At 69.7% G+C, this 22,907-nt stretch carries 24 protein-coding genes and 1 tRNA gene; 11 read left to right on the top strand and 14 right to left on the bottom strand.

Going from position 1 to position 22,907, the window contains the following annotated elements; genetic code table 11:
- Positions 1-46: 46 nt before the first annotated feature.
- The 8 genes from KIH27_RS18995 to KIH27_RS18960 all read right to left on the bottom strand — a co-directional run bounded on the left by KIH27_RS18995 (position 47) and on the right by KIH27_RS18960 (position 6,167).
- Positions 47-343: a WXG100 family type VII secretion target gene (locus KIH27_RS18995; RefSeq protein WP_214094528.1), complete on the bottom strand. Its 297-nt coding sequence runs from the start codon at positions 341-343 to the stop codon at positions 47-49.
- A 43-nt stretch (positions 344-386) separates the two neighbouring features.
- Complete coding sequence (locus KIH27_RS18990) at positions 387-1,550, bottom strand: PPE family protein (protein ID WP_214094527.1); 1,164 nt, start codon at positions 1,548-1,550, stop codon at positions 387-389.
- A gap of 35 nt (positions 1,551-1,585) precedes the next feature.
- Positions 1,586-2,416 carry a PPE family protein, SVP subgroup gene (locus KIH27_RS23060; RefSeq protein WP_214094526.1) on the bottom strand — a complete coding sequence of 277 codons (831 nt, stop codon included), beginning with the start codon at positions 2,414-2,416 and terminating at the stop codon, positions 1,586-1,588.
- 194 nt (positions 2,417-2,610) lie between these two features.
- Positions 2,611-2,895: a WXG100 family type VII secretion target gene (locus KIH27_RS18980; protein WP_214094525.1), complete on the bottom strand. Its 285-nt coding sequence runs from the start codon at positions 2,893-2,895 to the stop codon at positions 2,611-2,613.
- Between the two features lie 14 nt (positions 2,896-2,909).
- Entirely contained in the window at positions 2,910-3,203 is a 294-nt protein-coding gene (locus tag KIH27_RS18975) for a WXG100 family type VII secretion target (RefSeq protein ID WP_214094524.1), read from the bottom strand.
- 46 nt (positions 3,204-3,249) lie between these two features.
- Positions 3,250-4,518 carry a PPE family protein gene (locus KIH27_RS18970; RefSeq protein ID WP_214094523.1) on the bottom strand — a complete coding sequence of 423 codons (1,269 nt, stop codon included), beginning with the start codon at positions 4,516-4,518 and terminating at the stop codon, positions 3,250-3,252.
- Between the two features lie 72 nt (positions 4,519-4,590).
- Positions 4,591-5,859 carry a PPE family protein gene (locus KIH27_RS18965; RefSeq protein ID WP_284144779.1) on the bottom strand — a complete coding sequence of 423 codons (1,269 nt, stop codon included), beginning with the start codon at positions 5,857-5,859 and terminating at the stop codon, positions 4,591-4,593.
- Between the two features lie 8 nt (positions 5,860-5,867).
- Entirely contained in the window at positions 5,868-6,167 is a 300-nt protein-coding gene (locus tag KIH27_RS18960) for a PE family protein (protein ID WP_214094522.1), read from the bottom strand.
- Positions 6,168-6,618: 451 nt separating this feature from the next.
- Between KIH27_RS18960 and KIH27_RS18955 the strand changes: the two genes are divergently transcribed.
- The 6 genes from KIH27_RS18955 (at position 6,619) to KIH27_RS18930 (ending at position 11,472) form a co-directional block, all read left to right on the top strand.
- On the top strand, positions 6,619-6,924 hold the full coding sequence (locus KIH27_RS18955; protein WP_214094521.1) for a DUF732 domain-containing protein: 306 nt from the start codon (positions 6,619-6,621) through the stop codon (positions 6,922-6,924).
- A gap of 76 nt (positions 6,925-7,000) precedes the next feature.
- Positions 7,001-7,074 (top strand) — tRNA-Leu (locus KIH27_RS18950).
- 538 nt (positions 7,075-7,612) lie between these two features.
- On the top strand, positions 7,613-8,587 hold the full coding sequence (locus KIH27_RS18945) for a YncE family protein (RefSeq protein WP_307856941.1): 975 nt from the start codon (positions 7,613-7,615) through the stop codon (positions 8,585-8,587).
- A gap of 82 nt (positions 8,588-8,669) precedes the next feature.
- A complete protein-coding gene (locus tag KIH27_RS18940; RefSeq protein WP_214094520.1) occupies positions 8,670-9,728 on the top strand; it encodes an NAD(P)H-dependent amine dehydrogenase family protein in 1,059 nt (352 codons plus the stop codon).
- Positions 9,728-10,594: a class II glutamine amidotransferase gene (locus KIH27_RS18935; protein ID WP_214094519.1), complete on the top strand. Its 867-nt coding sequence runs from the start codon at positions 9,728-9,730 to the stop codon at positions 10,592-10,594. Before KIH27_RS18940 ends, KIH27_RS18935 begins: the two co-directional genes overlap by 1 nt.
- A gap of 20 nt (positions 10,595-10,614) precedes the next feature.
- Positions 10,615-11,472 (top strand): patatin-like phospholipase family protein, encoded by an 858-nt coding sequence (locus tag KIH27_RS18930; protein WP_214094518.1) that lies wholly within the window; start codon positions 10,615-10,617, stop codon positions 11,470-11,472.
- Here the strand turns inward: KIH27_RS18930 and KIH27_RS18925 are convergent.
- Positions 11,469-12,449, bottom strand: coding sequence for a patatin-like phospholipase family protein (locus KIH27_RS18925; protein WP_214094517.1), 981 nt, complete (start codon positions 12,447-12,449; stop codon positions 11,469-11,471). The genes KIH27_RS18930 and KIH27_RS18925 overlap by 4 nt on opposite strands.
- 266 nt (positions 12,450-12,715) lie before the next feature.
- Between KIH27_RS18925 and KIH27_RS18920 the strand changes: the two genes are divergently transcribed.
- A complete protein-coding gene (locus KIH27_RS18920; protein WP_214094516.1) occupies positions 12,716-13,225 on the top strand; it encodes a cysteine dioxygenase in 510 nt (169 codons plus the stop codon).
- A gap of 17 nt (positions 13,226-13,242) precedes the next feature.
- Complete coding sequence (locus KIH27_RS18915; protein ID WP_214094529.1) at positions 13,243-13,602, top strand: rhodanese-like domain-containing protein; 360 nt, start codon at positions 13,243-13,245, stop codon at positions 13,600-13,602.
- 7 nt (positions 13,603-13,609) lie between these two features.
- On the opposite strand, the gene KIH27_RS18910 is transcribed toward KIH27_RS18915, so the two are convergent.
- From KIH27_RS18910 to KIH27_RS18900, 3 genes are read right to left on the bottom strand one after another with little or no spacing between them, the layout of a single operon-like run.
- Positions 13,610-15,262 carry an alpha/beta hydrolase gene (locus tag KIH27_RS18910; RefSeq protein WP_214094515.1) on the bottom strand — a complete coding sequence of 551 codons (1,653 nt, stop codon included), beginning with the start codon at positions 15,260-15,262 and terminating at the stop codon, positions 13,610-13,612.
- Between the two features lie 10 nt (positions 15,263-15,272).
- Positions 15,273-16,046 (bottom strand): enoyl-CoA hydratase, encoded by a 774-nt coding sequence (locus tag KIH27_RS18905; RefSeq protein ID WP_214094514.1) that lies wholly within the window; start codon positions 16,044-16,046, stop codon positions 15,273-15,275.
- Between the two features lie 12 nt (positions 16,047-16,058).
- Positions 16,059-17,108, bottom strand: coding sequence for an enoyl-CoA hydratase/isomerase family protein (locus tag KIH27_RS18900; protein WP_214094513.1), 1,050 nt, complete (start codon positions 17,106-17,108; stop codon positions 16,059-16,061).
- Between the two features lie 154 nt (positions 17,109-17,262).
- On the opposite strand from KIH27_RS18900, the gene KIH27_RS18895 reads away from it, so the two are divergent.
- Both KIH27_RS18895 and KIH27_RS18890 read left to right on the top strand, forming a co-directional pair.
- Complete coding sequence (locus KIH27_RS18895) at positions 17,263-18,099, top strand: Bax inhibitor-1/YccA family protein (RefSeq protein WP_214094512.1); 837 nt, start codon at positions 17,263-17,265, stop codon at positions 18,097-18,099.
- A 121-nt stretch (positions 18,100-18,220) separates the two neighbouring features.
- Positions 18,221-19,075 (top strand): DUF559 domain-containing protein, encoded by an 855-nt coding sequence (locus tag KIH27_RS18890; RefSeq protein WP_214094511.1) that lies wholly within the window; start codon positions 18,221-18,223, stop codon positions 19,073-19,075.
- Positions 19,076-19,135: 60 nt separating this feature from the next.
- On the opposite strand, the gene KIH27_RS18885 is transcribed toward KIH27_RS18890, so the two are convergent.
- The gene (locus tag KIH27_RS18885; protein WP_214094510.1) at positions 19,136-20,353 is read right to left on the bottom strand and encodes an acetyl-CoA C-acetyltransferase; all 1,218 of its coding nucleotides are present in this window, start codon (positions 20,351-20,353) and stop codon (positions 19,136-19,138) included.
- Positions 20,354-20,429: 76 nt separating this feature from the next.
- A complete protein-coding gene (locus KIH27_RS18880; RefSeq protein WP_214094509.1) occupies positions 20,430-21,254 on the bottom strand; it encodes an SGNH/GDSL hydrolase family protein in 825 nt (274 codons plus the stop codon).
- Between the two features lie 206 nt (positions 21,255-21,460).
- Between KIH27_RS18880 and KIH27_RS18875 the strand changes: the two genes are divergently transcribed.
- Positions 21,461-22,501: an alpha/beta hydrolase gene (locus KIH27_RS18875; protein WP_214094508.1), complete on the top strand. Its 1,041-nt coding sequence runs from the start codon at positions 21,461-21,463 to the stop codon at positions 22,499-22,501.
- Positions 22,502-22,907 lie beyond the last annotated feature (406 nt).

Below are 22,907 nucleotides of genomic sequence, written 5' to 3'. Positions count from 1 at the left end.
TCGACGTCGCCGAACTGGTAGTTGATGCTCATCAGAGGGTCTCCTTCTAGCTGGACAGGATCTGCTGCGAGGCAGCTTCCTGCTGCTCGTAGTGGTTGGCGTCGCGGATCAGGCCGTCGCGCACCCCGTGCAGCATGGTGACGATGTTGCGGAAAGCGGTCTGCATCTGGCCCATGGTGTCGTAGCTGGTCTTCTCGGCCAGGCCTCCCCAGCCGGAGCCGGAGATGTTCGTCGACGACGCCCACATCCGGCGGGCCTCGTCCTCAACGGTCTGCGCGTGGACGTCGAAACGTCCCGCCATCGAACGCATCGCGTCCGGGTCGGTCATGAAACGTGTGGTCACTGCGGTCTCCTTAACGTGTTGTGCTGTGGTCTTTGGTGGTCGGTCAGCCCGCCACCACCGGGCGGGGCATCACGGTGAGCCGGTCCCCGTAGCGGGGTGCGCCGGAACCGAGGTTGCTGCGGCCGGGCGCGGTCGCGAACGGCAGACCGGCCGGAACCGCGTCGAACGCCGCGGCCTCCTCGGCGGGCACCGCCCATCCCGAACCGGTCGAGGACACCGCGGTGGACGCCGGGATCGCCGCCGACCAGGTGGCCGGCGTAGACAGCGCACCGACGGGAGCCGCCTGCCCGACGCTGACCAGCACCGATCGGCCGCCGGCCGCCGGTGTGACGGCAGGTGCCGCGGTGTTCACCAGGGCTGCGCCCGCCGCGGCCTCGATGCCGCCGACTGCCGCCCCGTGCGCCTGTGCCAGGCCGACCCCAGCCGCGATGCCCGCGAACATGTTCCACGAGACGATGTTCCCGGCCGCGCCGGCCACCTGTTCGATGCCGCTCCAGGCGCCGCCGGCGCTGGTCGAGTTGATCAGCTGCGACAGGAACCCGGTCGGGTCGGACAGCGGTCCCGTGAGTTGCTGCAGGGCGCTCGGCAGCCCGGCGATCACCTGCGACATCCCCGCCTGCGCGCCGGCGCTGGAGGCGGTCGACTGGGCGACCGCCGCCGCCTGCCCGGCCAGCCCGGCCGGGTTGGTGGTCGAGGCTGGCGATGCCAGCGGTTGCAGCACCCCGGCCGCCGCCGAGGAGCCGGCGTAGCCGTACATCGCCGCAGCGTCCTGCGCCCACATCTCGCCGTAGTGCGCTTCGGTGGCGGCGATGGCCGCCGTGTTCTGGCCGAGGAAGTTGGTGGCGACCAGTGCCGCCAGCAGGGAACGGTTCGCGACGATCACCGGCGGCGGGACCGTCATCGCGAACGCGGTCTCGAACGCGGCCGCTGACGCCGTGGCCTGGTTGGCCGCCTGCTCCAACGCGGCCGCGGTCTCGTAGATCCACGCCACGTACGGCCGGGCTGCGACGGCCATCGATGCCGATGCCGGGCCCGTCCATGCGTCACCGGTCAACGCCGAGATCACCGCTTCACACGATGCCGCGGTGTTGACCAACTCGGCACCGAGCGCACCCCACGCCGAGGCGGCGGCCATCATCGGCGCCGCACCGGGGCCGGTGTACATGCGAGCGGAATTGATCTCCGGAGGCAGAGCTGCGAAGTCCATGTCCGTGAATCCTGTTCTCTGGAAAGTTGATTCGACTACACGACGGCCGGTCGCGGCATCACGGTCGGCCGGACGCCGTACCGGGACCTGCCGAACCCCGCCGGACCGCGCTGCGTGGACGCCACGGCCGGCATCCCGGCCGGCAGCGCCGTCAGCGGTGCGCCGAGCGGGGCGGTCGCAGACCAGCCCGCACCCACCGGCAGCGCAGATCCGGTGGCGGTCAGTTCCGCGGCGGTGCCGGCCCAGTTCGCCGGGACCGACAGCCCGCGCACCGATGGCGCCTGGCCCATCGCCGCCACCACCCTGACGTCACCGACTCCCGTGGCGGCCGCCGGAACCGCGTGACTCACCTCACCGACGGTCGCCGCTTGCGAAGCGGCCAGCGAACCAGGGGCCAGGAAGCCGGAGCTGCCCAGCTGGATCAGGTCGGACATCGCCGAGCCGAAGTTGCTGACCTGCGTCAAACCCATTGAGCCGCTGTTGCTCAGCACACTGGGCAGCAGTCCGTACGGCCCGGAAGCCGACCCGTTGAACATGCCGAGCAGCCCGTCCAACCCGGAACCCGACGTGCCGTTGGCCACGGCGTTGGCGGATTCGGTGGCGCCGTACGAGTCGGCACTGGCCTGCAGGGTGTTGACCAGCGCCTGATGGATCGCGGTGGCCTGCGCCCCGACGTGCTGGTACAGGGTCCCGTAGGTGGAGAACTGGGTGGCCTGCAACGCCGAAACCATATCGGCGGCAGCGGGAATCACACCGGTCGTCGCTGCTGCGGCCGCCGAGTTCTGGGCGGCCATCGCCGAACCGATCCCCTGCAGGGTGCCGGCGGCAGTCGCCAACTCCTCCGGCTGGGTGGTGACGAACGACATAGCTATCTCCTGATCGAACAAGCCGGCCCTATGCCGGTGAGATCCACCGTGCCGCAACAGTGTTCGGTCAGCAGCGTCCCTTACGGGCTCTTAACGCCCCGCTGACGATCCTTGACGCCTCCTTGATGTGCAGACGGCAAAAAGCCAGCGCAGGCCCTGACTGCGCTGGCTTTTTGGTCTGTGGGGCTGGGCGGTTACGCCCAGCTGGAGCCGACGGCCGAGTCGGTGTTGGCCATGTTGTTGCCGGCCGACTGCACCTTCTGACCGTGCGAGTTCGCCTGCTCGTAGATGACCGCGAAGTTGCGGCCGAGCTGGGTCACGAACTCCTGGCAGGCCACCGAACCGGCGCCGCCCCAGAAGTCGCCGGCGGCGAGCACGTCGTGCACGATCGCCTGGTGTTCGGCCTCCAGGGAGGTGGCCTGGGCGCGGATCAAAGCGCCGTGGGCGTCGACGTCGCCGAACTGGTAGTTGATGCTCATCAGAGGGTCTCCTTCTAGCTGGACAGGATCTGCTGCGAGGCAGCTTCCTGCTGCTCGTAGTGGTTGGCGTCGCGGATCAGGCCGTCGCGCACCCCGTGCAGCATGGTGACGATGTTGCGGAAAGCGGTCTGCATCTGGCCCATGGTGTCGTAGCTGGTCTTCTCGGCCAGGCCTCCCCAGCCGGAGCCGGAGATGTTCGTCGACGACGCCCACATCCGGCGGGCCTCGTCCTCAACGGTCTGCGCGTGGACGTCGAAACGTCCCGCCATCGAACGCATCGCGTCCGGGTCGGTCATAAAACGTGCCATGAAACTCTCCTTGCCGTGAAAAATAGTGCAGTCAAACGGTTTTCAATTATCCGGCGATCACCGGGCGAGGCATCACCGTCGGCTTGAAGCCGTACCGCGGTGTGCTGAGTCCGAAGCCGCCCCGATCGCCGCCCATCGGCATCCCGCCGGGCATGGCGGCCATCGACTCGATCTCCGGTGCGGCCTCCCAGCTGCTGGCCTGCAGTGCTTCGGTGGTGGCCGCTACCGTGGTGGTCGCCGGGGTGGCCGAGGCTGCCCATGCCGCCGGGGCTGACAACGACGATCCGACCAGGGTCGCCTGCCCCACGCCGGCTGACACCACCGGTGTGGCCGCGCTCATCGTGAAAGCGCTGGCGGCTGAAGCGGCGGCCGCGCCGCCGCCGAGCTCACCGAGCGCACTGAGCGGACCGCCCGGTGCCAACAGCGCACCCAGGCCGCTGCCGACCGCACCACCGCCGAAGGCGTTGAAACCACCGCCGCCGAAGAAGCTGGTCATCAGGGGGATCAACGTCGAAGGCGTGTAGGCCAGGGTCGTCCCGCCGAAGCTCACGATGCCGTTGAGCGGGTCGGTGATCAGCGACGCGATGCCGTTGACCGAGGCATTCGTCAGGAAATTGTTGATCAGCCCGCCCAGGGCGCTGCCGGCATCCGCCGGCTGTGCGGTGACGCCCGGCGCGGACAGACTCTGCAGCGAGCTCTGCACGGCGGGCATCATCTGCGCGATCTGCCCAGTGCCACTGGCCGCCGCCTGCTGCGTCGCCGCGGCCTGATTGCCCTGACCGGCCGGGTTGGTGGTCTGCGCGGGCTCGGCGAACGGGCTCAGCTGGGTCGCGGCCGCCGACGACGACGCGTAGCCGTACATGACGCCGGCCGCCTGCGCCCACATCTGCTGATAGTGGGCCTCGCTGGCCATGATCGCGGAGGTGTTCTGGCCGACGACGTTGGTGGCGACCAGTTGCTTGTGCTGGGCGCGGTTGGCGGCGATCATCGCGGGCGGCGGGGTATTGGCGTGCGCCGTCTCGAAGGCCGCTGCCGCCGAGGACGCCTGGGTGGCGGCCTGCTCGGCTTTCGTCGCGGTGTCCGCCATCCAGGCCAGGTACGGCTTGGCGGCGGCGGTCATCGCCGCCGAGGCGGGTCCCATCCACTCGTCGTCGACGAGCTGCGAGAGCGTCGTCTCATACGACGTCAGGGTGGAGGTGATCTCCCCGGCGAGTCCGCGCCAGGCGGACGCGGCCGCCATCATCGGTGCCGAGCCGGGGCCGGAGTACAGCCGGCCGGAGTTCACTTCGGGTGGAACGAGTGCGTAGTCGATCATCGTTGCTCCTCACTGACCGCCGTAGCGGCAGGAACGCTGGGGGTGGGAAGGTCGTCGGGCAGCACAGCGGTCTCAACAGACCATCGGGCGATGCATGACCTTCAGCCGGAACCCGTAGCGCGGCGCGCCGTAGTTGAGGCCGGGCCGTCCTGCGCCGCCCGGCACCGCGGGCGGCATGGCGGCCATCGAGTGGCTCTCGGAGGGAACCGCCCAGCCGGAGGCCTGCGCGGCGACCGGCGACACGGCGGGTCCGGCGGCGGTGGCCCAGCTCGCCGGCGCCGAGAACGACGATCCGACCAGCGACGCCTGACCCATGCCGGCGCTGACCGGGGTGACCGCGCTGACGCCGAAGGCACTGCTGATCCCGCCGGCCGCGCCGCTGCCGAGCCCGCCGAGAGCGCCCAGGGCGCTGAGCGGACCGGCGGGGCCCAGGACCGCCCCCAGACCACTGCCCAGTGCACTGCCGCCGAGCGCACTGCCGCCGGCGGCGCTGAAACCACCGCCGGTCAGGTAACCGACGAGGCTGGGCAGCAGGCTCGACGGGATGAAGGCTGCGCCGGTGCCCATCGTGTTGGTGAAGTTGTACAGCGGGTTGCCGATCAGGTAGGCGGCGCCGTTCAACGCATTGTTGTTGAGGATCGAGTTCAGGAAGTCGATCACCGAACCGGCCTGGGCCGACCCGGTCGCCGGCGCCGACAGGCTTTGGAGCGCGCTGGGCATGGACGACATCAGTTGCGCGGACTGGGCGGTGTTGATCGCCGCCGTGCCGCTGGCCTGACTGACGGCCGCCGCCTGATTGGCCTGCCCGCCCGGATTCGTGGTCTGCCTGGGCTCACTGAACGGCGTGACCTTGGTTGCGGCTGCCGATGCGGCGGCGTAGCCGTACATGGCCGCGGTGTCCTGCGCCCACATCGCCCCGTAGTGCGCTTCGGTGGCCGCGATCGCCGCGGTGTTGACACCCAGAACGTTGGTCGACACCAGCGCCGCGAGCTGAGTCCGGTTCGCGGCGACCGCGGCCGGGGGCACGGTGGCGGCCCGGGCGGCCTCGTACGCCGCCGCGGCGGCGGTGGCCTGGTTGGCCGCCTGCTCGGCCTGTGCGGCCGTGGCGTTCATCCAGGTCACGTACGGGCTCGCGGCGGCGGCCATCGATGCCGACGCCGGCCCGGCCCACTCCTCACCGGTCAGCTGGGAGATCACTGTTTCGTAGGAGGATGCGGCGGCGGCGACTTCGGCGGCCAGTCCGCGCCAGGCCGCCGCGGCGGTCATCATCGGCGTCGAACCGGGGCCGGTGTACATGCGTAAAGAGTTGACCTCGGGCGGCAGGGCTCCGTAATCCAACATGACTGCCCCTAACCGGCCGAGATCGCGTTGGCCGCCTCGGTCGCGGCGTAGGACTCCGCGCTTCCGTTCAGCGTCGCGACGAACATCTCGTGGATGGCGGCGGCCTGCGCGGCGACCGACTGGTAGAGGGTGGCGTGCGCGGCGAACTGTGCGGCGGTGAGCGCCGAGACCTCGTCGGCGGCTGCCGGGACGACGCCGGTGGTCGGGGTTGCTGCTGCGGCATTCTGGGCGCTGAGTGCGGAACCGATCGCCTGCAGGTTGCCGGCGGCGGATGTCAGCGCTTCGGGTTGGGTGGTCACGAAAGACATGCTGTTCTCCTCACGGAACCACCAGGGCTGCGGTTCCGCGGCCCACAGTTCCCTACGGACACAGGTTGTTGGAAGCTGGTTAACCGCTTATTAACCGCTGTGTCCGAACTTGTTACGAGACACCCCGTCGCGAACCGTTGTGCGGTGTTCGACGTCACAGCAGATCGTCGGTTGTGGGTCCGGCATGTCTTGATGCGGAAGGACTTTCACTGATCTTGATCGGTGCTGCACTTCGTCGGACGTCGTTCTGCGGCCGGAATGCCTTGGCCGGAAACGGAATCCGCTGCTCAGGGACGCCGGGCGATGGTGTGTCGCTCGCCGGGTTGGGCGCCCCGGAACCGTGTTCGACCTGCGGTTGGGCGCGATCGGTAACATCGAATTAACACGACGATCCGGCCGGGTAAAGGTTTCGTAACACTGTGTTAACGCGGACTGCGCACACTACAAAACTATGAAACGGCTCATCCTGCTGGCGGGTGTCACCGCACTGGTCGGTGTCGCGGCTCCCGCGTACGCCGAACCGACCGGCAGCGACGCTTCGTTCCTGTCCGCGCTCTCCGGCGCCGGCCTGAGCCACCGCAGCTCTGACCAGGTCGCCATCTCGGCAGGGCACTCGGTGTGCCAGCTGATGGACGCCGGGCTCAGCCCGATGGACACCGTCACCGCGGTGCAGACCACCAACCCGGGCTTCAGCCTGGAGCGCGCCGCGGAGTTCGCGGCCATCGCGGCCCGGAACTACTGCCCCTCCCACCTGTAGCGGTCGGCACCGCATCGCCCCGGCCCGCCCGTGCCGCCGGGGCGTCGCCTGCGCTGTCGCGCTAGATTCGCCGCGAGCCCCCATAGCCCAATTGGCAGAGGCAGCGGACTTAAAATCCGCCCAGTGTCGGTTCGAGTCCGACTGGGGGCACGGTGGCCGTCTTGGCGTATCGCCAGGTCACGCACCCGTTCCGGGACCCCCGTCCGCCCAGCTCCGGTGACCGGTCCGCGGCGACTTTCACACCATTCTCGCAAACGCAATGTGATCTGCATCGCTGCGAGAAAACTGGACGTCACATTCTTATTGATTATTAATAGCGACATGCATCACACGGTTGCCAAATGATCTATCGATGCAGGTAGGCATATATATCAACGTTTGCCATGCCTGTGCTGCAGACACGATTTGGTGAATATATCGTGCGAGGCCGATCACAATAACGGTTACATTTCGGTGCGCCAGGCGAATTCGCGGCTAAGATCGACCGAACGCCTCCCGCCCGGCATCCGCCCGGGCGCAGCCGGACCGGCAACCGCCCGTGGTGGAGGACATAGCGATGACGATGAGAACCGTGACCGATGGGAGCGATGTGGACGACGTGGCAGGTGGCCTTGGACTGTTGGACCTCCCCTCGTCGGCATCGGCGCCCGGCTGGGCGTCACGGGATCGCTCCCACATCGTTGACACGGTGAACATCGACCGCGGCCCGATCGGCGGCATCGCGATCAGCGCCGACGGCCGCCGCGTCCTGACCACCAACTACGGCGACGACACCGTCTCGATCATCGACGCCGCTACCGGCGAGGTGGTCAACACCGTGTTCGGCGCCGACGAGCCGTTCGCGATCGTCACCGGCGCGGCCAGCGGTCGGGCCTACGTCGGCACGGCCAACGCGGCGTTCGACGCGCTGCTGGCGATCGACATCGAAACCGCGGAGGTCGTCGCGTCCTGTCCGGTCGCCATGGGTGTCGGCGACCTGGCCGTCGACCCGACCTGCCGGCGCGTCTACGTGGCCCGGACCGGGGACCTCGGGGTCGACGTGCTGGCCGTGGACGCCAGCGCCGGGCCCACCGACGCCGTCGACGTCTCCACCACGCTCGGGTCCGCCGCGGTCTGCCTGCGGACCGGCCCGGCCGGTCGGCGGGTCTACGTCGCCGTGCACACCCCGGACGGCGACACGATCACGGTGCTCGACGCCGACCTGAACATCCTCGACACGATCGAGATCGGCTCGACCATCATCGACGTCGCCGTGCACCCGGACGGCACCGCTCTGCTGGTCGCCACCTACGACGCCGACGGCGCCGCCGTACACGCCGTCGACGCCCGCACCCACGCCGTGACCGGCAGCATCGCTGTCGACGCCCCGCTGATCCAGCTGATCGTCAGCCGCGACGGCGACCGGGCCTACCTGATCACCGCGGCCGGAGTCCTGGTCATCTGCCCGCGCACGCACGAGGTGCTCGGCACCCTCACCGCGACCACGGCGCCGTCGTGCGCGGTGGAGAGCCCGGACGGCAGCCGGCTGTACATCGCCGGTTTCGACGGTGCCGTGACGGTGGCGTCGGTCGCCGACCTGCCGGCCCCGTCGGCGGCGCTGCACGACCAGCTGGCGCTCGACGACGCCGTCACCCGGATGCTCGAACTCCAACCCGCCGTCTGACCTGCTCCGCCGTTCGCGCACGCAGACATAAGATCTGCTCGCGGGCGACGACAGCGGCGATGACGAGCGAGGTGCGCGACTGATGATGCTGCGGGTGGTGCAGTGGGCGACCGGCTCGGTCGGGACCGCCGCGATCAACGGCGTGCTGGAACACCCCGACCTCGAACTGGCCGGCTGCTGGGTTCACTCGAAAGCCAAGTGCGGCAAGGACGTCGGTGAGATCATCGGCGTCGCCCCACTCGGCGTCACCGCCACCGACAGCCTCGACGAGATCCTGGCGACCGACGCCGACGCTGTCATCTATGCACCGCTGCTGCCCAACCCCGCCGAGGTCGCGGCACTGCTGCGGTCGGGCAAGAACGTCGTCACCCCGGTCGGCTGGTTCTACCCCGGAGACAAAGAAGCCGGTCCGCTGCGCGAGGCCGCACTGGCCGGCGGGGTGACCCTGCACGGGGCCGGGATCGGTCCGGGGGCGGCCACCGAACTGTTCCCGCTGCTGCTGTCGGTGATGTCGACCGGTGTGAGATCCGTTCGCGCCGAAGAGTTCTCCGACTTGCGGACGTACGGCGCCCCGGACGTGCTGCGGCACGTGATGGGTTTCGGCGGCACGCCGGACGCCGCCCTGACCGGGCCGATGCAGAAACTGCTCGACGGCGGCTTCCGCCAGTCGGTGCGACTCTGCGTGGACCGCCTGGGCTTCGCTGCCGACGAACGAGTCCGCTCGGCGCAGGAGGTGGCGGTCGCAACCGCGCCGATCGACTCCCCGATCGGGGTCATCGAAGCGGGCCAGGTCGCCGGCCGCCGCTTCCACTGGACAGCCACCGTCGGCGACACCGAGGTCGTCCGGATCACGGTGAACTGGCTGATGGGTGAGGAAAACCTCGACCCGCCATGGGATTTCGGACCGGCCGGGGAACGCTACGAGATCGACGTCCGGGGCAACCCGGACACGTTCGTCACGATCAAGGGGTGGCAGCCCGACAGCGTGGAGGCCGGGCTGACGAGCAACCCGGGCATCGTGGCCACCGCGGCGCACTGCGTCAACGCGATCCCGGCGACCTGCGCGGCCGCCCCCGGCATCGCCGGTTTCTTCGACCTGCCGCCGATCACCGGCCGGGCCGCACCGGACCTGACCCGCTGATGTGCCGACTCTTCGGCCTGCATGTCGGAACCACCGCGGCGACCGCCACGTTCTGGCTGCTCGGGGCACCGGACAACCTGATCGCGCAGAGCCGACGCAACCCGGAGGGCGCCGGGCTCGGCGTGTTCGATGCGCAGGGCCACCCGCACGTCTACAAGCAGCCGATGGCCGCCTGGCGCGACGCCGACTTCGCCACCGAGGCCCACGAATTGACGGGGACGACGTTCGTCGCGCACGTGCGCTACGCCACCACCGGCGCACTCGACGTCGTCAACACCCACCCGTTCTGCCAGGACGGCCGGATCTTCGCGCACAACGGGGTGGTGGAGGGACTCGACGCCATCGACGCGCGGCTGCGGGAACTCGGCGCGGCCGACCTGGTGGCCGGCCAGACCGACTCCGAACGGGTCTTCGCGCTGATCACCGCCGAGACCCGCAGCGCCGCTGGCGATGTGACCGCCGGCCTGACCGCCGCGGTGCGCTGGCTGGCCGCCGCCGTGCCGATCTACGCGCTCAACGTGCTGCTGAGCACCGCCACCGACCTCTGGGCGCTGCGCTACCCCGATACCCACGGGCTGTACCTGCTGGACCGCCGCGACGGCGCGGCCCCCTACGGGCTGTCGCTGTACACCCAGCGGATCCGCGCCGAATCCGAGCAGCTGCGCGGCCGGCCCGCCGTGGTGTTCGCCAGCGAGCCGATGGACACCGATCCGCGCTGGCAGCTGATCGCCCCCGGGGAACTGGTCCACGTCGGCCCCGACCTGACGATCACCCGGGACGTGGTGTTTCCCGACCCGCCGGTGCGCCGGATGCGCCGGGAGGACCTCAGCGCGGCCGCCCTGGCCGCCCAGCACCCGAACGCGTGACCGGACCCGGCTGGCAGGCTGTGACCGTGAAACGTGCACTGGTGCTGGCCGGCGGGGGAGTTGCGGGGATCGCCTGGGAGACCGGGGTGCTGCGCGGCATCGCCGACGAATCTCCCGAGACTGCGGCGGCGCTGCTGGACTCCGACGTCCTGGTCGGCACCTCGGCCGGTTCGGCGGTGGCCGCCCAACTCGGCAGCGGTGTCGGGCTCGACGAGCTGTTCGCCCGGCAGACTGCCGAGGCGTCGCCGGAGATCGACCCGGGTGTCGGCGTCGAGGGGGTCGCCGAGCTGTTCCTGGCCGCGATGACCCGGCCGAACACCACCGTCGAGGAGAAGCTGCAGCGGATCGGGGCGGTGGCGCTGTCGACGAAGACCGTTCCCACCCCGGTGCGCCGCGCGGTGATCGAACGCCGGCTGCCGTCGCACGACTGGCCGGCCCGGACACTGCGGATCACCGCCGTCGACATCGCCACCGGCGAACTGACCGTCTTCGACCGGTCCTCCGGGGTGCAGCTGGTCGACGCGGTGGCCGCCAGTTGCGCGGTGCCCGGCGCCTGGCCGCCGGTGGTGATCGACGGCCGCAGTTACATGGACGGCGGCGTGCGCAGCACCGTCAACATCGACGTCGCCGACGACTGCGGAACGGCCGTGGTGCTGCTGCCGTGCGCGGAGTCGTCGCCGTCGCCGTTCAGCCGGGGCGCCGCCGCCGAGGTGACCGGATTCGCCGGGCGATCGTTCGCGGTGTTCGCCGACGCCGCCGCGCTCGCCGCGTTCGGCGTCAACCCGCTGGACCCGGCCTGCCGGATCCCGTCGGCGTGGGCCGGCCGCGAGCAGGGCCGCCGCTGCGCGCGTGCGGTCGCTGAGTTCTTAGCCGGTTAGCGCGCGGCGTCCAGGGCGCGCCCGGCCAGGGTGCGGCCGACGTCGATCAGTTCGGCGGCCCGGTGGAAATCCAGGCTGCGGCAGGCGGTTCGCGGGACCTCGATGAGCACGTCGGGCGGGTAGGCGGCCAACTGATGCCGGGCGAGCGCAGACTGGGCGATGTCGATGGTCCGGTTCATCACCTCGAAGCTGCCCAGCTTCGGCACGCCGGGCTGGTCGTCCGGTTCCTCGTCGTGGTCGGGCTCAGGGTCGGCGGTGCTGAACCGGTCCAGCACCGCCCGGGCCGTCGGCCGGTCGAGCACCGACCGGACCGCGGTGGTGTCCAACAGCGTGGAAGTGCTGCGCCACATGCGATTCAGCCATTCACCGGTGGCGCGACGATCGGCGGTGTCGGTGCCGTCGTGGTCGTCCGCCGGGCTGCTGCCGTTGAGACTCACCGCCACCGTGAGGTCGGCGTTGACCGCGGCCAGCGGCGCCAGCGGCAGCGGGTCGAGGATGCCGCCGTCGGCCAGCAGTCGCCCGTCGACCACATGCGGCGCGATCACCCCGGGGATCGCGATCGAGGCGCGGATCGCGGTGTGCACCGGACCGCGCTGCAGCCACACCGATTTGCCGGCGATCAGATCGGTGGCCACCGCCGTGTAGGGGATCGGCAGCCGCTCGATGTCGATGTCGCCCAGGACGTCCCGGACCACGTCGAAGATCTTCCCGGCGCGCAGCACCCCCGCCGCGGTGAACGACGGGTCCAGCAGTCGCAGCACCGCGCCCTGGGTCAGCGACTTCGCCCAGTCGGCGAAATCGTCGAGCCGGCCCGCGGCGTGCAACCCGCCGACCAGGGCGCCCATCGACGATCCGGAGACCCCGACGACGTCGTACCCGCGCTCGCGCAGTTCCGCGATCACCCCGATGTGGGCGTAGCCGCGAGCCCCGCCACTGCCGAGCACCACCGACACCCGCGTAGCCGTCATGCGCACCATTTTCCGGTACCGCGAGCCGGGTTGTTCCACTCAGCGTGATTGCAAACACATTTCCCGGTCGAACGCGCAGGTCACGAGGCGTCCGTCGGGTCGCAACACGGCCCTGTCGCACCGTGCGCGCAGGCCGGGGCGGGTGCGCCGGCCGCCGATGTCGCCTAGCATGGCGGCCGTGATGGAGTTCGCTGGATTCCCGGAGTGTTGTCGCTGTAGCTGATCGCTGCCGCCGACATCCTCTATCAATCCACCCCATCCGTTCTGGAGTTCTCATGACCGTTCTTGCCGCACCCACTGCGTTGCGCGTACCGGACCTGCTGCGCGCCACCGACCTCGCCGCGGACGCCGTGCTCAACGGGGAATACGACCACCTGCTGCCCGCGGACGGGCTCCCCACCGACGAGCGGTGGTTCACCCGCATCCACGGCGACGACACCCTCGACATCTGGCTGATCAGCTGGGTCCCCGGGCACGCCACCGAACTGCACGACCACGGCGAGTCGCAGGGTGCGCTGACGGTGATCTCCGGTGCCGTCGACGAATACCGTTGGGACGACGACCAACTCAAGAGCCGACGGCTCGGTGCGGGGGACCAGGCCGGCTTCCCGCTGGGCTGGGTGCACGACGTGACCTGGGCGCCGTCGGGCACGCCGGAATCCGGGCCGACGCTGAGCGTGCACGCCTACTCGCCGCCGCTGGCCGAGATGTCCTACTACGCGGTCGCCGGCGACACGCTGCACCGCCAGCGCACCGAGCTGACCGACCAGCCGGAGAAGCCGTGACCAGTCGCATCGATGCGATGCTCGACGCGGCGCGGGCCAAGCTGCGCCGACTGGCGGCCGACGAGGTCCCCGGTGCGCTGCGGGCCGGCGCCCACCTGGTCGACATCCGCCCCGCCGCGCAGCGCGCCGCCGAGGGGGAGGTGCCCGCGGCGCTGGTGATCGAACGCAACGTGCTGGAGTGGCGCTGCGACCCGACCAGCGACGCCCGCATCCCGGAGGCGGTCGACGACGACGTGCAGTGGGTCATCCTGTGCTCGGAGGGCTACACCTCCAGCCTGGCGGCGGCCGCCCTGGTCGACCTGGGCCTGCATCGGGCCACCGACGTCGCCGGCGGGTACCACGCGCTGGTCGCCGCCGGGGTGCTCGACCGGCTGTAGTCCGGCGTCAGCCGTTGCTGTGCAGCAGCGGACGCAGCCGCTCGGTCTTGGCGGCGGACCAGCCCGGCGGTGTCAGCACCGCCGCCCAGCCGTCGGCCACGTCGGCGGTGTAGTGGTGGCCGTGCCCGGACGGCACGTCGACGGCGACCGCCATGTCCGCGGAGACCTGTAGGAACGTCACCACCGGAATCCAGTGCACCTGCGGCAGCACGTCGTAGCCCCGCGGCTCGATCAGCCAGTCCGGCCGGTGGAACAGCAGCTTGGTGTTCCACCAGGCGATCGGGTCGGAGGCGTGCTGCAGGTACACCACCCGCGGCGTCGGCCACGGCGCGTCCGGGCGCCGCAGATCCTCGGGGCGGGCGACGAACCGGACGTGCCGCCCGTCGTCGTAGATCGGCAGCCACTGCGGCGAACCCGGATCGCGGTTGTCGGTCAGGTCGGTCCAGATCGTGTTCTGGAACGTGGGCCCGGAGAACAGCGCCCCGTCGGTGCGGGCCAGCACGTTGTTGAGGTTCAGGAACGGCGCCTCACCACCGAACGACCCCAGGCTCTCGCCGAACACCACGATCTTGGGCCGCTTGGCGGCCGGTCGCTGCTGCACCAGCGCGTCGACGGCCTCGAACAGCGCCGTGCCGGCGTGCCGGGCGTTCTCCTTGTCCACCAGGAACGACAGCCAGCTGGGCAGGAACGAGTACTGCATGCTCACGATCGCGGTGTCGCCGTTGAACATGTACTCCAGCGCGGATGCCTCCGCCTCGTTGATCCAGCCGGTGCCGGTGGTGGTGGCCACGGCGACGACGGCCCGGTCCAGTCCACCGGTGCGGGCCAGCTCCGCGGCGGCCAGCTGCGCGGTCTCGGCGATCCCGTGCGCGGAGTGCAGCCCGGCGTAGGCCCGGATCGGCTCGGTCGCCGGGGCGCCGTTGAACGCGGTCAGCTCCGCGACGGTGGGTCCACCGCCGATGAACAGCCGGCCCTGATGCCCCAGCGACGCCCAAGACACCGCCGACCCGGTGCCGCCGGACCGCAACGCCGTCGTCGGCGCCGCCCGATCCGGGCTCATCTCATCGTTGACGCGGGCGAACGTGCTGTTCATCGTCTGCATCGCCACCCGCACCACCACCCCGTTGAGGAAGGCGATCGCCAGCGCGACCAGCAGCGACACCACCACCACCCGGGAGACCCGCGGTGGGGCCACCCGGTTCACCTGCCGCACCAGCGCCGCGGTCAGCCGCCGGGTCAGCTGACCGCACTCGACCAGCAGGAACAGCACCACGATCGACAGGACGGCGGCCAGCGGGTAGCTCCACCGGGCCAGCCGTTCAACGCCCATCAGGTCGCGGACCTGGTCCTGCCACATGTGGAACCAGACGTCCGCCGCGACCATCCCGACGACGCCGACCGGGATCAGCACCGCCCACGCCCAGCGCGGCGCCGGCGGGCTGGTGTCCTTCGACCGCAGGTAGCGGACCAGCCAGACCGCGAACACCCCGAACCCGTAGCCGATCGCGCCCGACACCCCGCTGACCAGCCCCTGGAACAGCGGGCCGCGGGGCAGCAGCGACGGCGTCAGGGACAACCAGACGAACACCAGCGCGACCGCGGTCCCGGTGAACGTGTAATGCCTGATCCACCAGGGCTTGCCGGTCGTGGATGCGGGCATGGCGGTCGTCCTAGCGGTGGGTGAAGTTCGGCTTGCGCTTCTCGACGAACGCCGCCATCCCCTCCGACTGGTCGTCGGTGGCGAACGCCGAGTGGAAGATCCGCCGCTCGTAGAGCAAGCCCTCGGCCAGGGTGGACTCGTACGCCCGGTTGACGGCCTCCTTGGCCATCATCGACGCCGACAGGCTCATCCCGGCGATCGTCGCCGCCGCCGACTTCGCCTCGGTGAGCAGGTCGTCGGCCGGCACCACCCGCGACACCAGGCCGGACCGCTCGGCCTCGGCGGCGTCGATCATCCGCCCGGTCAGGATCAGGTCCATCGCCTTGGCCTTGCCGATCGCCCGGGTCAGCCGCTGCGAGCCGCCCATGCCGGGCAGCACACCGAGCTTGATCTCCGGCTGGCCGAACTTCGCGTTGTCGCCGGCGATCAGCAGATCGCACATCATCGCCAGTTCGCAGCCGCCGCCGAGGGCGAACCCGGACACCGCGGCGATCGTCGGGGTGCGCACCGCCGCCAGCTTGTTCCAGTCGGCGAAGAAGTCCGACGCGAACATCTCCGCGAAGCTCTTGTCGGCCATCTCCTTGATGTCGGCGCCGGCGGCGAACGCCTTCGCCGAGCCGGTGATGATGATCGCGCCGATCCCGGGGTCGGCGTCGAGTTCCGCTGCGGCCGTGGTGACTTCGGCCATCACCTGGCTGTTCAGCGCGTTGAGCGCCTCCGGCCGGTTCAGGGTGATGGTGGCGACGCGGCCGTCACGCTCGACGAGGATCGTTTCGTAAGCCATGGGGTTCTCCTTCTAAAAGGTCAGATCGGGTTCGGCGGATGCGAAGTACCTGTCGACGTCGGCGATGTCCACCTGCGCCAGATCTGCCGGGGACCAGCGCGGGTTGCGATCCTTGTCGACCAATTGCGCGCGGATGCCCTCGACGAAGTCGTGGGAACGCACCGCCGCACACGACACCCGATACTCCTGGATCAGAACCTCTTCCAGGGTGTCCAGGTGGGCCGCTCGCCGCACCGACTCCAGCGTCACTGACAGTGCGATAGGTGATCGGGTGTTGATCAGCTTCGCGGCCGCGGCGGCTTCCGGGGTGCCGTTCATGGTGAGATCCGCGACGATCTCGGCAACGCTGTCACCGGCGTAGCACGCGTCGATCCAGTCCCGCTGGTCGGCCAGCGGGCTCGGCGGCGGTTCGTCGGAGTAGCCCGCCAATGCGGCGTCCAGTCCGTCGGCGAGGAGCACATCGGTGAAGTCGCTCAAGGCGGCGTGCGGTACGAAGTGGTCGGCGAAGCCCAGCGCGATGGCATCGGCACCGGAGAACGGCGCCCCGGTCAACGCGGCATGCAGACCGAGCCTTCCGGGTGCCCGGGACAGCAGGTAGGTGCCGCCGACGTCGGGGATGAAACCGATGCCCACCTCGGGCATCGCCATCTTGGTGGTGTCGGTGACGACCCGGGTGTTGGCGTGCGCCCCGACCCCGACGCCGCCGCCCATCACAATGCCGTCCATCATCGACACATACGGCTTGGGGAACCAGCTGATCGCCGCGTTGAGCAGGTATTCGTCGTACCAGAACCGGCGGGCGTCGGCGCCGCCGACTTTCGCGCTGTGATAGAGCGCAACCACGTCGCCGCCGGCGCACAGGCCCCGCTCCCCGGCACCGGTCAGCAGCACGGTGTGCACCGCCGGGTCCTGCTCCCACGCGGTGAGCGCCGCGGTCATCGCCGTCACCATCGTCAGGTTCAGCGAGTTGATCGCCTGCGGGCGGTTCAGGGTCAACACCCCGACGCCGCCGTTGACGCTGGTCAGCACTTCGTCGGATCGCTCCGGAGATTCCGCGGCCACGATCAGCAATCTAGATCGCTACCCGATGGCCGCCGTCCGCGGGTAAGGTTTGGCGGCAGAGCGGCAGAGAGGCGTCGGGGAACCCGACCGGGCCGCGGATCGTTGAGTATGTGTTCGCACATCTTCAAGTCACAGCACAAGAGAGGATCGGACGGTGCGGGAAACCACTAACCCGGTATTTCGTTCGCTGCCCAAACAGGGTGGATACGCGCAGTTCGGCACCGGTATGGCCGGCGCCGCCCAGCAGATGAACCAGGGTTACCCCGGTGCGCAGACCCAGTACCAGCGGGAGGTCAGCCGCCCGCTGACCATTGACGACGTCGTCACCAAGACCGGCATCACGCTCGGGGTCTTGAGCATCACCGCCGTCATCTCCTTCTTCCTGGTGTCGGGCAACCAGGCGCTGGCCGGGCCGCTGACCTTCATCGGCGCCTTCGGTGGCCTCGCGCTGGTCATGGTGGCCACCTTCGCCCGCAAGCAGGACAGCAAGGTGCTGGTGCTCAGCTACGCCGCGCTGGAGGGCGCGTTCCTCGGCGCGGTCTCGTTCATGCTGACCGCGTTCAGCGTCGGGACCAGCAACGCCGGTGCGATGATCGGCCAGGCCGTGCTGGGCACCCTCGGGGTGTTCGCCGGGATGCTGGTGGTCTACAAGACCGGCGCGATCCGGGTCACCCCGAAGTTCACCCGGATGCTCGTCGCGGGCATGTTCGGCGTCCTGGCGCTGATGATCGGCGACATGCTGTTCTCGATGTTCGGTGGCGGCGCCGGCCTGCACCTGCGTGACGGCGGGACGCTGTCGATCATCTTCTCGCTGGTCTGCATCGGCATCGCCGCGTTCAGCTTCCTGATCGACTTCGACGCCGCCGACCAGCTGATCCGCGCCGGTGCGCCGGAGAAGGCCGGCTGGAGCATCGCACTGGGTCTGACCGTGACCCTGGTCTGGCTGTACCTGGAGATCCTGCGGCTGCTCAGCTACTTCCAGAACGACTAGCTTTACCCGTTGACTCTGCGCTCACCAGGCTTGCGACCCGCATTTTCGCCTGGTGGACGCAGAGTCAACTGCTTTTCGGAGGTGACTGGCGCGAGCCGAGGCTTTCGGGCAGCATCCGCGCATGGCGGGGCAACCATTCATCGGCAGTGAGGCGCTGGCTGCCGGCAAGGTCAGCTGGGATGGATTGACCAGGTATCACACGGCGCTCATGCCGAATGTCTATCTCGGTCGCGGCGTCACACCATCACTCGCACAACGCACCGTCGCCGGCTGGCTCTGGTCGGGCCGGCAAGCGGTAGTCGCCGGAGCGGCGGCCTCTGCCCTGCACGGTGCGAAATGGGTCGACGACGATGCACTCATCGAGCTGATCTGGGGTAACGCCAGGGCGCCGGCCGGCGTCAAGACCAGGGCAGACCTGCTGCTGCCCGGTGAAACGCAGCTCATCGCCGGCGTGCCCGTGACATCGGTGGAGCGCACCGCCTTCGATCTGGGTAGACGGGGCAGCATCGACTCAGCGGTGGCCCGGCTCGACGCGCTGGCCAACGCCACGCACTTCAAAGTCGATGATGTCTTGGCGCTGGCCGCGAAGCACCGGCATACGCGCGGCCTGCGCCAGTTGGACGTGGCGCTGACGCTCGTCGACGCCGGGGCGCAGTCGCCACAGGAAACCAGGGTGCGACTGCTGCTCATCAACTCCGGCTTCCAGCGGCCACAGACGCAGATTCCGGTCCTCGGTCCCGACGGCTTACCTCGGTATTTCCTCGACATGGGGTGGGAGGACCTCATGCTGGCCGTCGAGTACGACGGCGACCAACACCGCACCAGCAGGCAGCAGTTCGCCTGGGATGTCGAGCGGCTGGAGTACATCAAGTCCGTGGGGTGGACGCACATCAGGGTGCTCAAGGAGCACCGTGACGCCGACATCGTCCGCCGGGTGTGCCGGGCGTGGGCCGACTGCACCCGTCCCCACAAATGACTCTGCGCCCAGGGCGGGGTCTACTCGACCTTTTCCGCCCTGAGCGCAGAGTCAACGTGATTAGGAGAGGCGCTCCACGATCATCGCCATGCCCTGGCCGCCACCGACGCACATCGTCTCGATGCCGAACTGCTTGTCGTGGGTCTGCAGGTTGTTCAGCAGGGTGGCGGTGATCCGAGCGCCGGTCATGCCGAACGGGTGGCCCAGCGCGATCGCACCACCGGACACGTTCAGCTTGTCCTCGTCGATGCCCAGTTCACGGGCCGAGCCGAGCACCTGCACCGCGAACGCCTCGTTGATCTCGAACAGGTCGATGTCGGAGATCGACATCTTGGCGTTCGCCAGCGCGTTGCGGACGGCCTGGATCGGGCCGAGGCCCATGATCTCCGGGGACAGCCCGGACACGCCGGTCGCCACGATGCGGGCCAGCGGCTTCAAGCCGAGGTCCTTGGCCTTGGCGTCGCTGGTGACGATCACCGCGGCCGCGCCGTCGTTCAGCGGGCAGGCGTTGCCGGCCGTGATCGTGCCGTTGGGCCGGAACACCGGCTTGAGCTGGGAGATCTTCTCGTAGGTGGTGCCGGCGCGCGGGCCGTCGTCGGTGCTCACCACGGTGCCGTCGGGCAGCGTGACCGGGGAGATCTCCCGGGCGAAGAAGCCGTTCTTGATGGCCTCCTCGGCACGGTTCTGGCTGCGCACGCCCCAGTGGTCCTGGTCCTCACGGGAGATCCCGGTGTGCAGCACGACGTTCTCCGCGGTCTGGCCCATCGCGATGTAGACGTCGGGCAGCAGGCCGTCGTTGCGCGGGTCGTGCCATTCGGTGGCGCCTGCCGCAGCGGCCTCCGAGCGGGCCATGGCGTCGTTGAACAGCGGGTTCTTGCTGTTCGGGGCACCGTCGGCGGCACCGATCGCGAACTGCGACACGGTCTCCACACCTGCGGAGATGAACGCGTCGCCCTCGCCGGCCTTGATCGCGTGGAACGCCATCCGGGTGGTCTGCAGCGACGACGAGCAGTACCGGTTGACGGTGGTGCCGGGCAGGAAGTCATAGCCCAGTTCCACGGCGACGACGCGGCCGATGTTGTAGCCGGACGCGCCGCCCGGCTGACCGCAGCCCATCATCAGGTCGCCGATGTCGTGCGGGTCCAGGGCCGGCACCTTGTCCAGGGCGGCCCGCACCATCTGGGTGGCCAGGTCGTCGGGCCGGATGCTGACCAGCGAACCCTTGCCGGCCCGGCCGATCGGGGAACGAGCGGTTGAAACGATGACGGCTTCGGGCACAGCGACTCCTCTAAACGGGTCCAACAGGGTATAACCAGCAATTTAGCCTGGCGGTGCTGCGACCGGCCTGCCGGGGCTACACGTCGAGGGCGGTGCACAGCGCGGGGATCAACTGCTTCGCCGCCAGTGCGTACCCGGTGGCGGACGGGTGGTACTGGTCCTGGGCGAACAACACCTCGGGGGTGTCGTGGAACTCCGGTGCCCGCAGGTCCACGAACGGAACCGCGATGCCGTCCGCGGCCTGGACAGCGGCGGCCTGGGCACGCGCCAGCTGCCGTCCGCGGGTGTGCGCCACCCAGCGCAGCGGCTGGGGGATGGCGTTGACCGCGGCGAAGTCCGGGCACGTTGCGACGACGACGACCGCGCCGCTGGCCCGCAGTCGCCGAACCGCCGAACCCAGCCGCTGCGCTGACCCCTCGATGGCGTTGAGCGCGGTGACGTCGTTGGCACCGATCATGATCACCGCGGCGTCCGGCGGCGGACCCGCGACGAACATCGCGTCGACCTGACCGGCCAGTCCCCGCGACGTGGCGCCCACAATGGCCTTGGTGCTCAACCGGATCCGCTTGCCGGTGCGCGCCGCGAGCGCCCGGGCGATCAGCGCCCCCGGTACCTCGTCGGCGCGACGGCAGCCGTAACCGGTGGCGGTCGAGTCACCGAAAATCATCAGGTGCAGGTCGACCGGAGTCCCGCGCTGGAAGCGTTGCACGGCGTCCACACCGGGGACGTACACGCCGTCGGCGCGCGGCGGCACCTCCCAGGCTTTCGGGATGATCTTGCGGGCCTGGTCGGCCTGGCCGGCCAGCAGATTGCGAACGCCCAGGTAGAGGGTGCCGGTCGAAGCCAGCGCGCCCGCAGTGGCCAGCGTCGCCGCCGACCGCTTCGGGATGCGAATGGCCATGGGGCAAGTCTAGGCACCGGGTTTGCCGGCCGGGTGTCACCGGCAAACCGAAAACGTCACGATGTGGAAGCGATGGCATATCGAAACGAATCGTAAGATTTTCTAAAAATCTGTTACGTGTCACGATATGTTTGTCCACGTTGGCAGTGCCGGCCTGGTCGGCACAGCGACGGGGGAGTCCTTCGAGACGGAGGGGAAGTGCCGACATGACCGCACCCAGCAAAGTGGCCGGTTCGACGAACAGCTACGCCCGTGTCCCGAAGCGAAGGTTTGCGGTCAACGACGGGTTGCCCGTCGAGGTCGTTGAGGATCCGCCCAGCGTCGAAGGACGGCTGGCCTGGCTGGCGGCACGACTGACGATCCGGCCGGTGCTGGCGATGGGCAGCTACCTGCCGCGGGTGCCCTGGCCGTTCGGACTGCTCGACTTCGCCGCCAAGGCGGTGCTGCCGGCGCCGGGCACCGTACGCGCGACCATCCGGCTGCCGCGCTGCAAGGCCCAGCTGGTGCGCGCCGCCGGGGTGCTGCCGGCCGACGGCACCCGCCGCGTCGTGCTGTACATGCACGGCGGAGCGTTCCTGACCTGCGGGGCCAACACCCACGGCCGGCTCGTCACGAAGCTGTCGAAGTACGCCGACTCACCGGTGCTGGTCGTCGAATACCGGATGATCCCGAAGCACTCCATCGACGATGCGGTCGACGACTGCTACGACGCCTACCGCTGGCTTCGGCATCAGGGCTACCGGCCCGATCAGATCGTGCTGGCGGGCGACTCCGCCGGCGGCTACCTGTCGCTGGCGCTGGCCGAGCGGCTGCTCGACGAGGAGGAGGGGCCCGCGGCGATCGTCGCGATGTCGCCGCTGCTGGAGATCGCCAAGGAGGCCAAGAAGGTCCACCCCAACATCCACAGCGGTGCGATGTTCCCGCCGAAGGCGTTCGACGCGTTCGTCGACCTGATCAACGCGGCCTCCCGGCGGGATCGGGCGCACGGTCACCCCGGCGAGGTCCTCGAGCCGCTGGAACACGTCGAATCCGGCTTGCCGCGCATGCTGATCCACGTCTCCGGCTCCGAGGTGCTGCTGCACGACGCCCGGCTGGCCGCCCAGGTGCTGGCCGCGGCCGGGGTACCGGTGGAGTTGCGGGTGTGGCCCGGCCAGATCCACGTCTTCCAGATCGCGGCGCCGTTCGTGCCGGAGGCCACCCGGTCCCTGCGCCAGATCGGTGAATACATCCGCGAAGCGACCGGTTGACCCCTCATTGACACTTCGGCTCATGGGGCGGGCCCAGCTTCGGCTCTCCTTCGTCGAGCCTTGCTGACCCGCTGGGTTCATGGGGCGGGCCCAGCTTCGGCTCTCCTTCGTCGAGCCTTGCTGACCCGCGGGGTTCATGGGGCGGGGCCAGCTTCGGCTCTCCTACGTCGAGCCTTGCTGACCCGCGGGGTTCATGGGGCGGGGCCAGCTTCGGCTCTCCTACGTCGAGCCTTGCTGACCCGCGGGGTTCATGGGGCGGGGCCAGCTTCGGCTCTCCTACGTCGAGCCTTGCTGACCCGCGGGGTTCATGGGGCGGGGCCAGCTTCGGCTCTCCTTCGTCGAGCCTTGCTGACCCGCCCTGCTGATGGGGCGGGTCCAGCTTCGGCTCTCCTTCGTCGAGCCTTGC

Origin of the sequence: Mycolicibacter acidiphilus (assembly GCF_018455725.1) — a bacterium.
GTDB lineage: Bacteria > Actinomycetota > Actinomycetes > Mycobacteriales > Mycobacteriaceae > Mycobacterium > Mycobacterium acidiphilum.
Note: the sequence above shows the minus strand (reverse complement) of the source record. Positions and strands in the feature narration are given on the sequence as shown.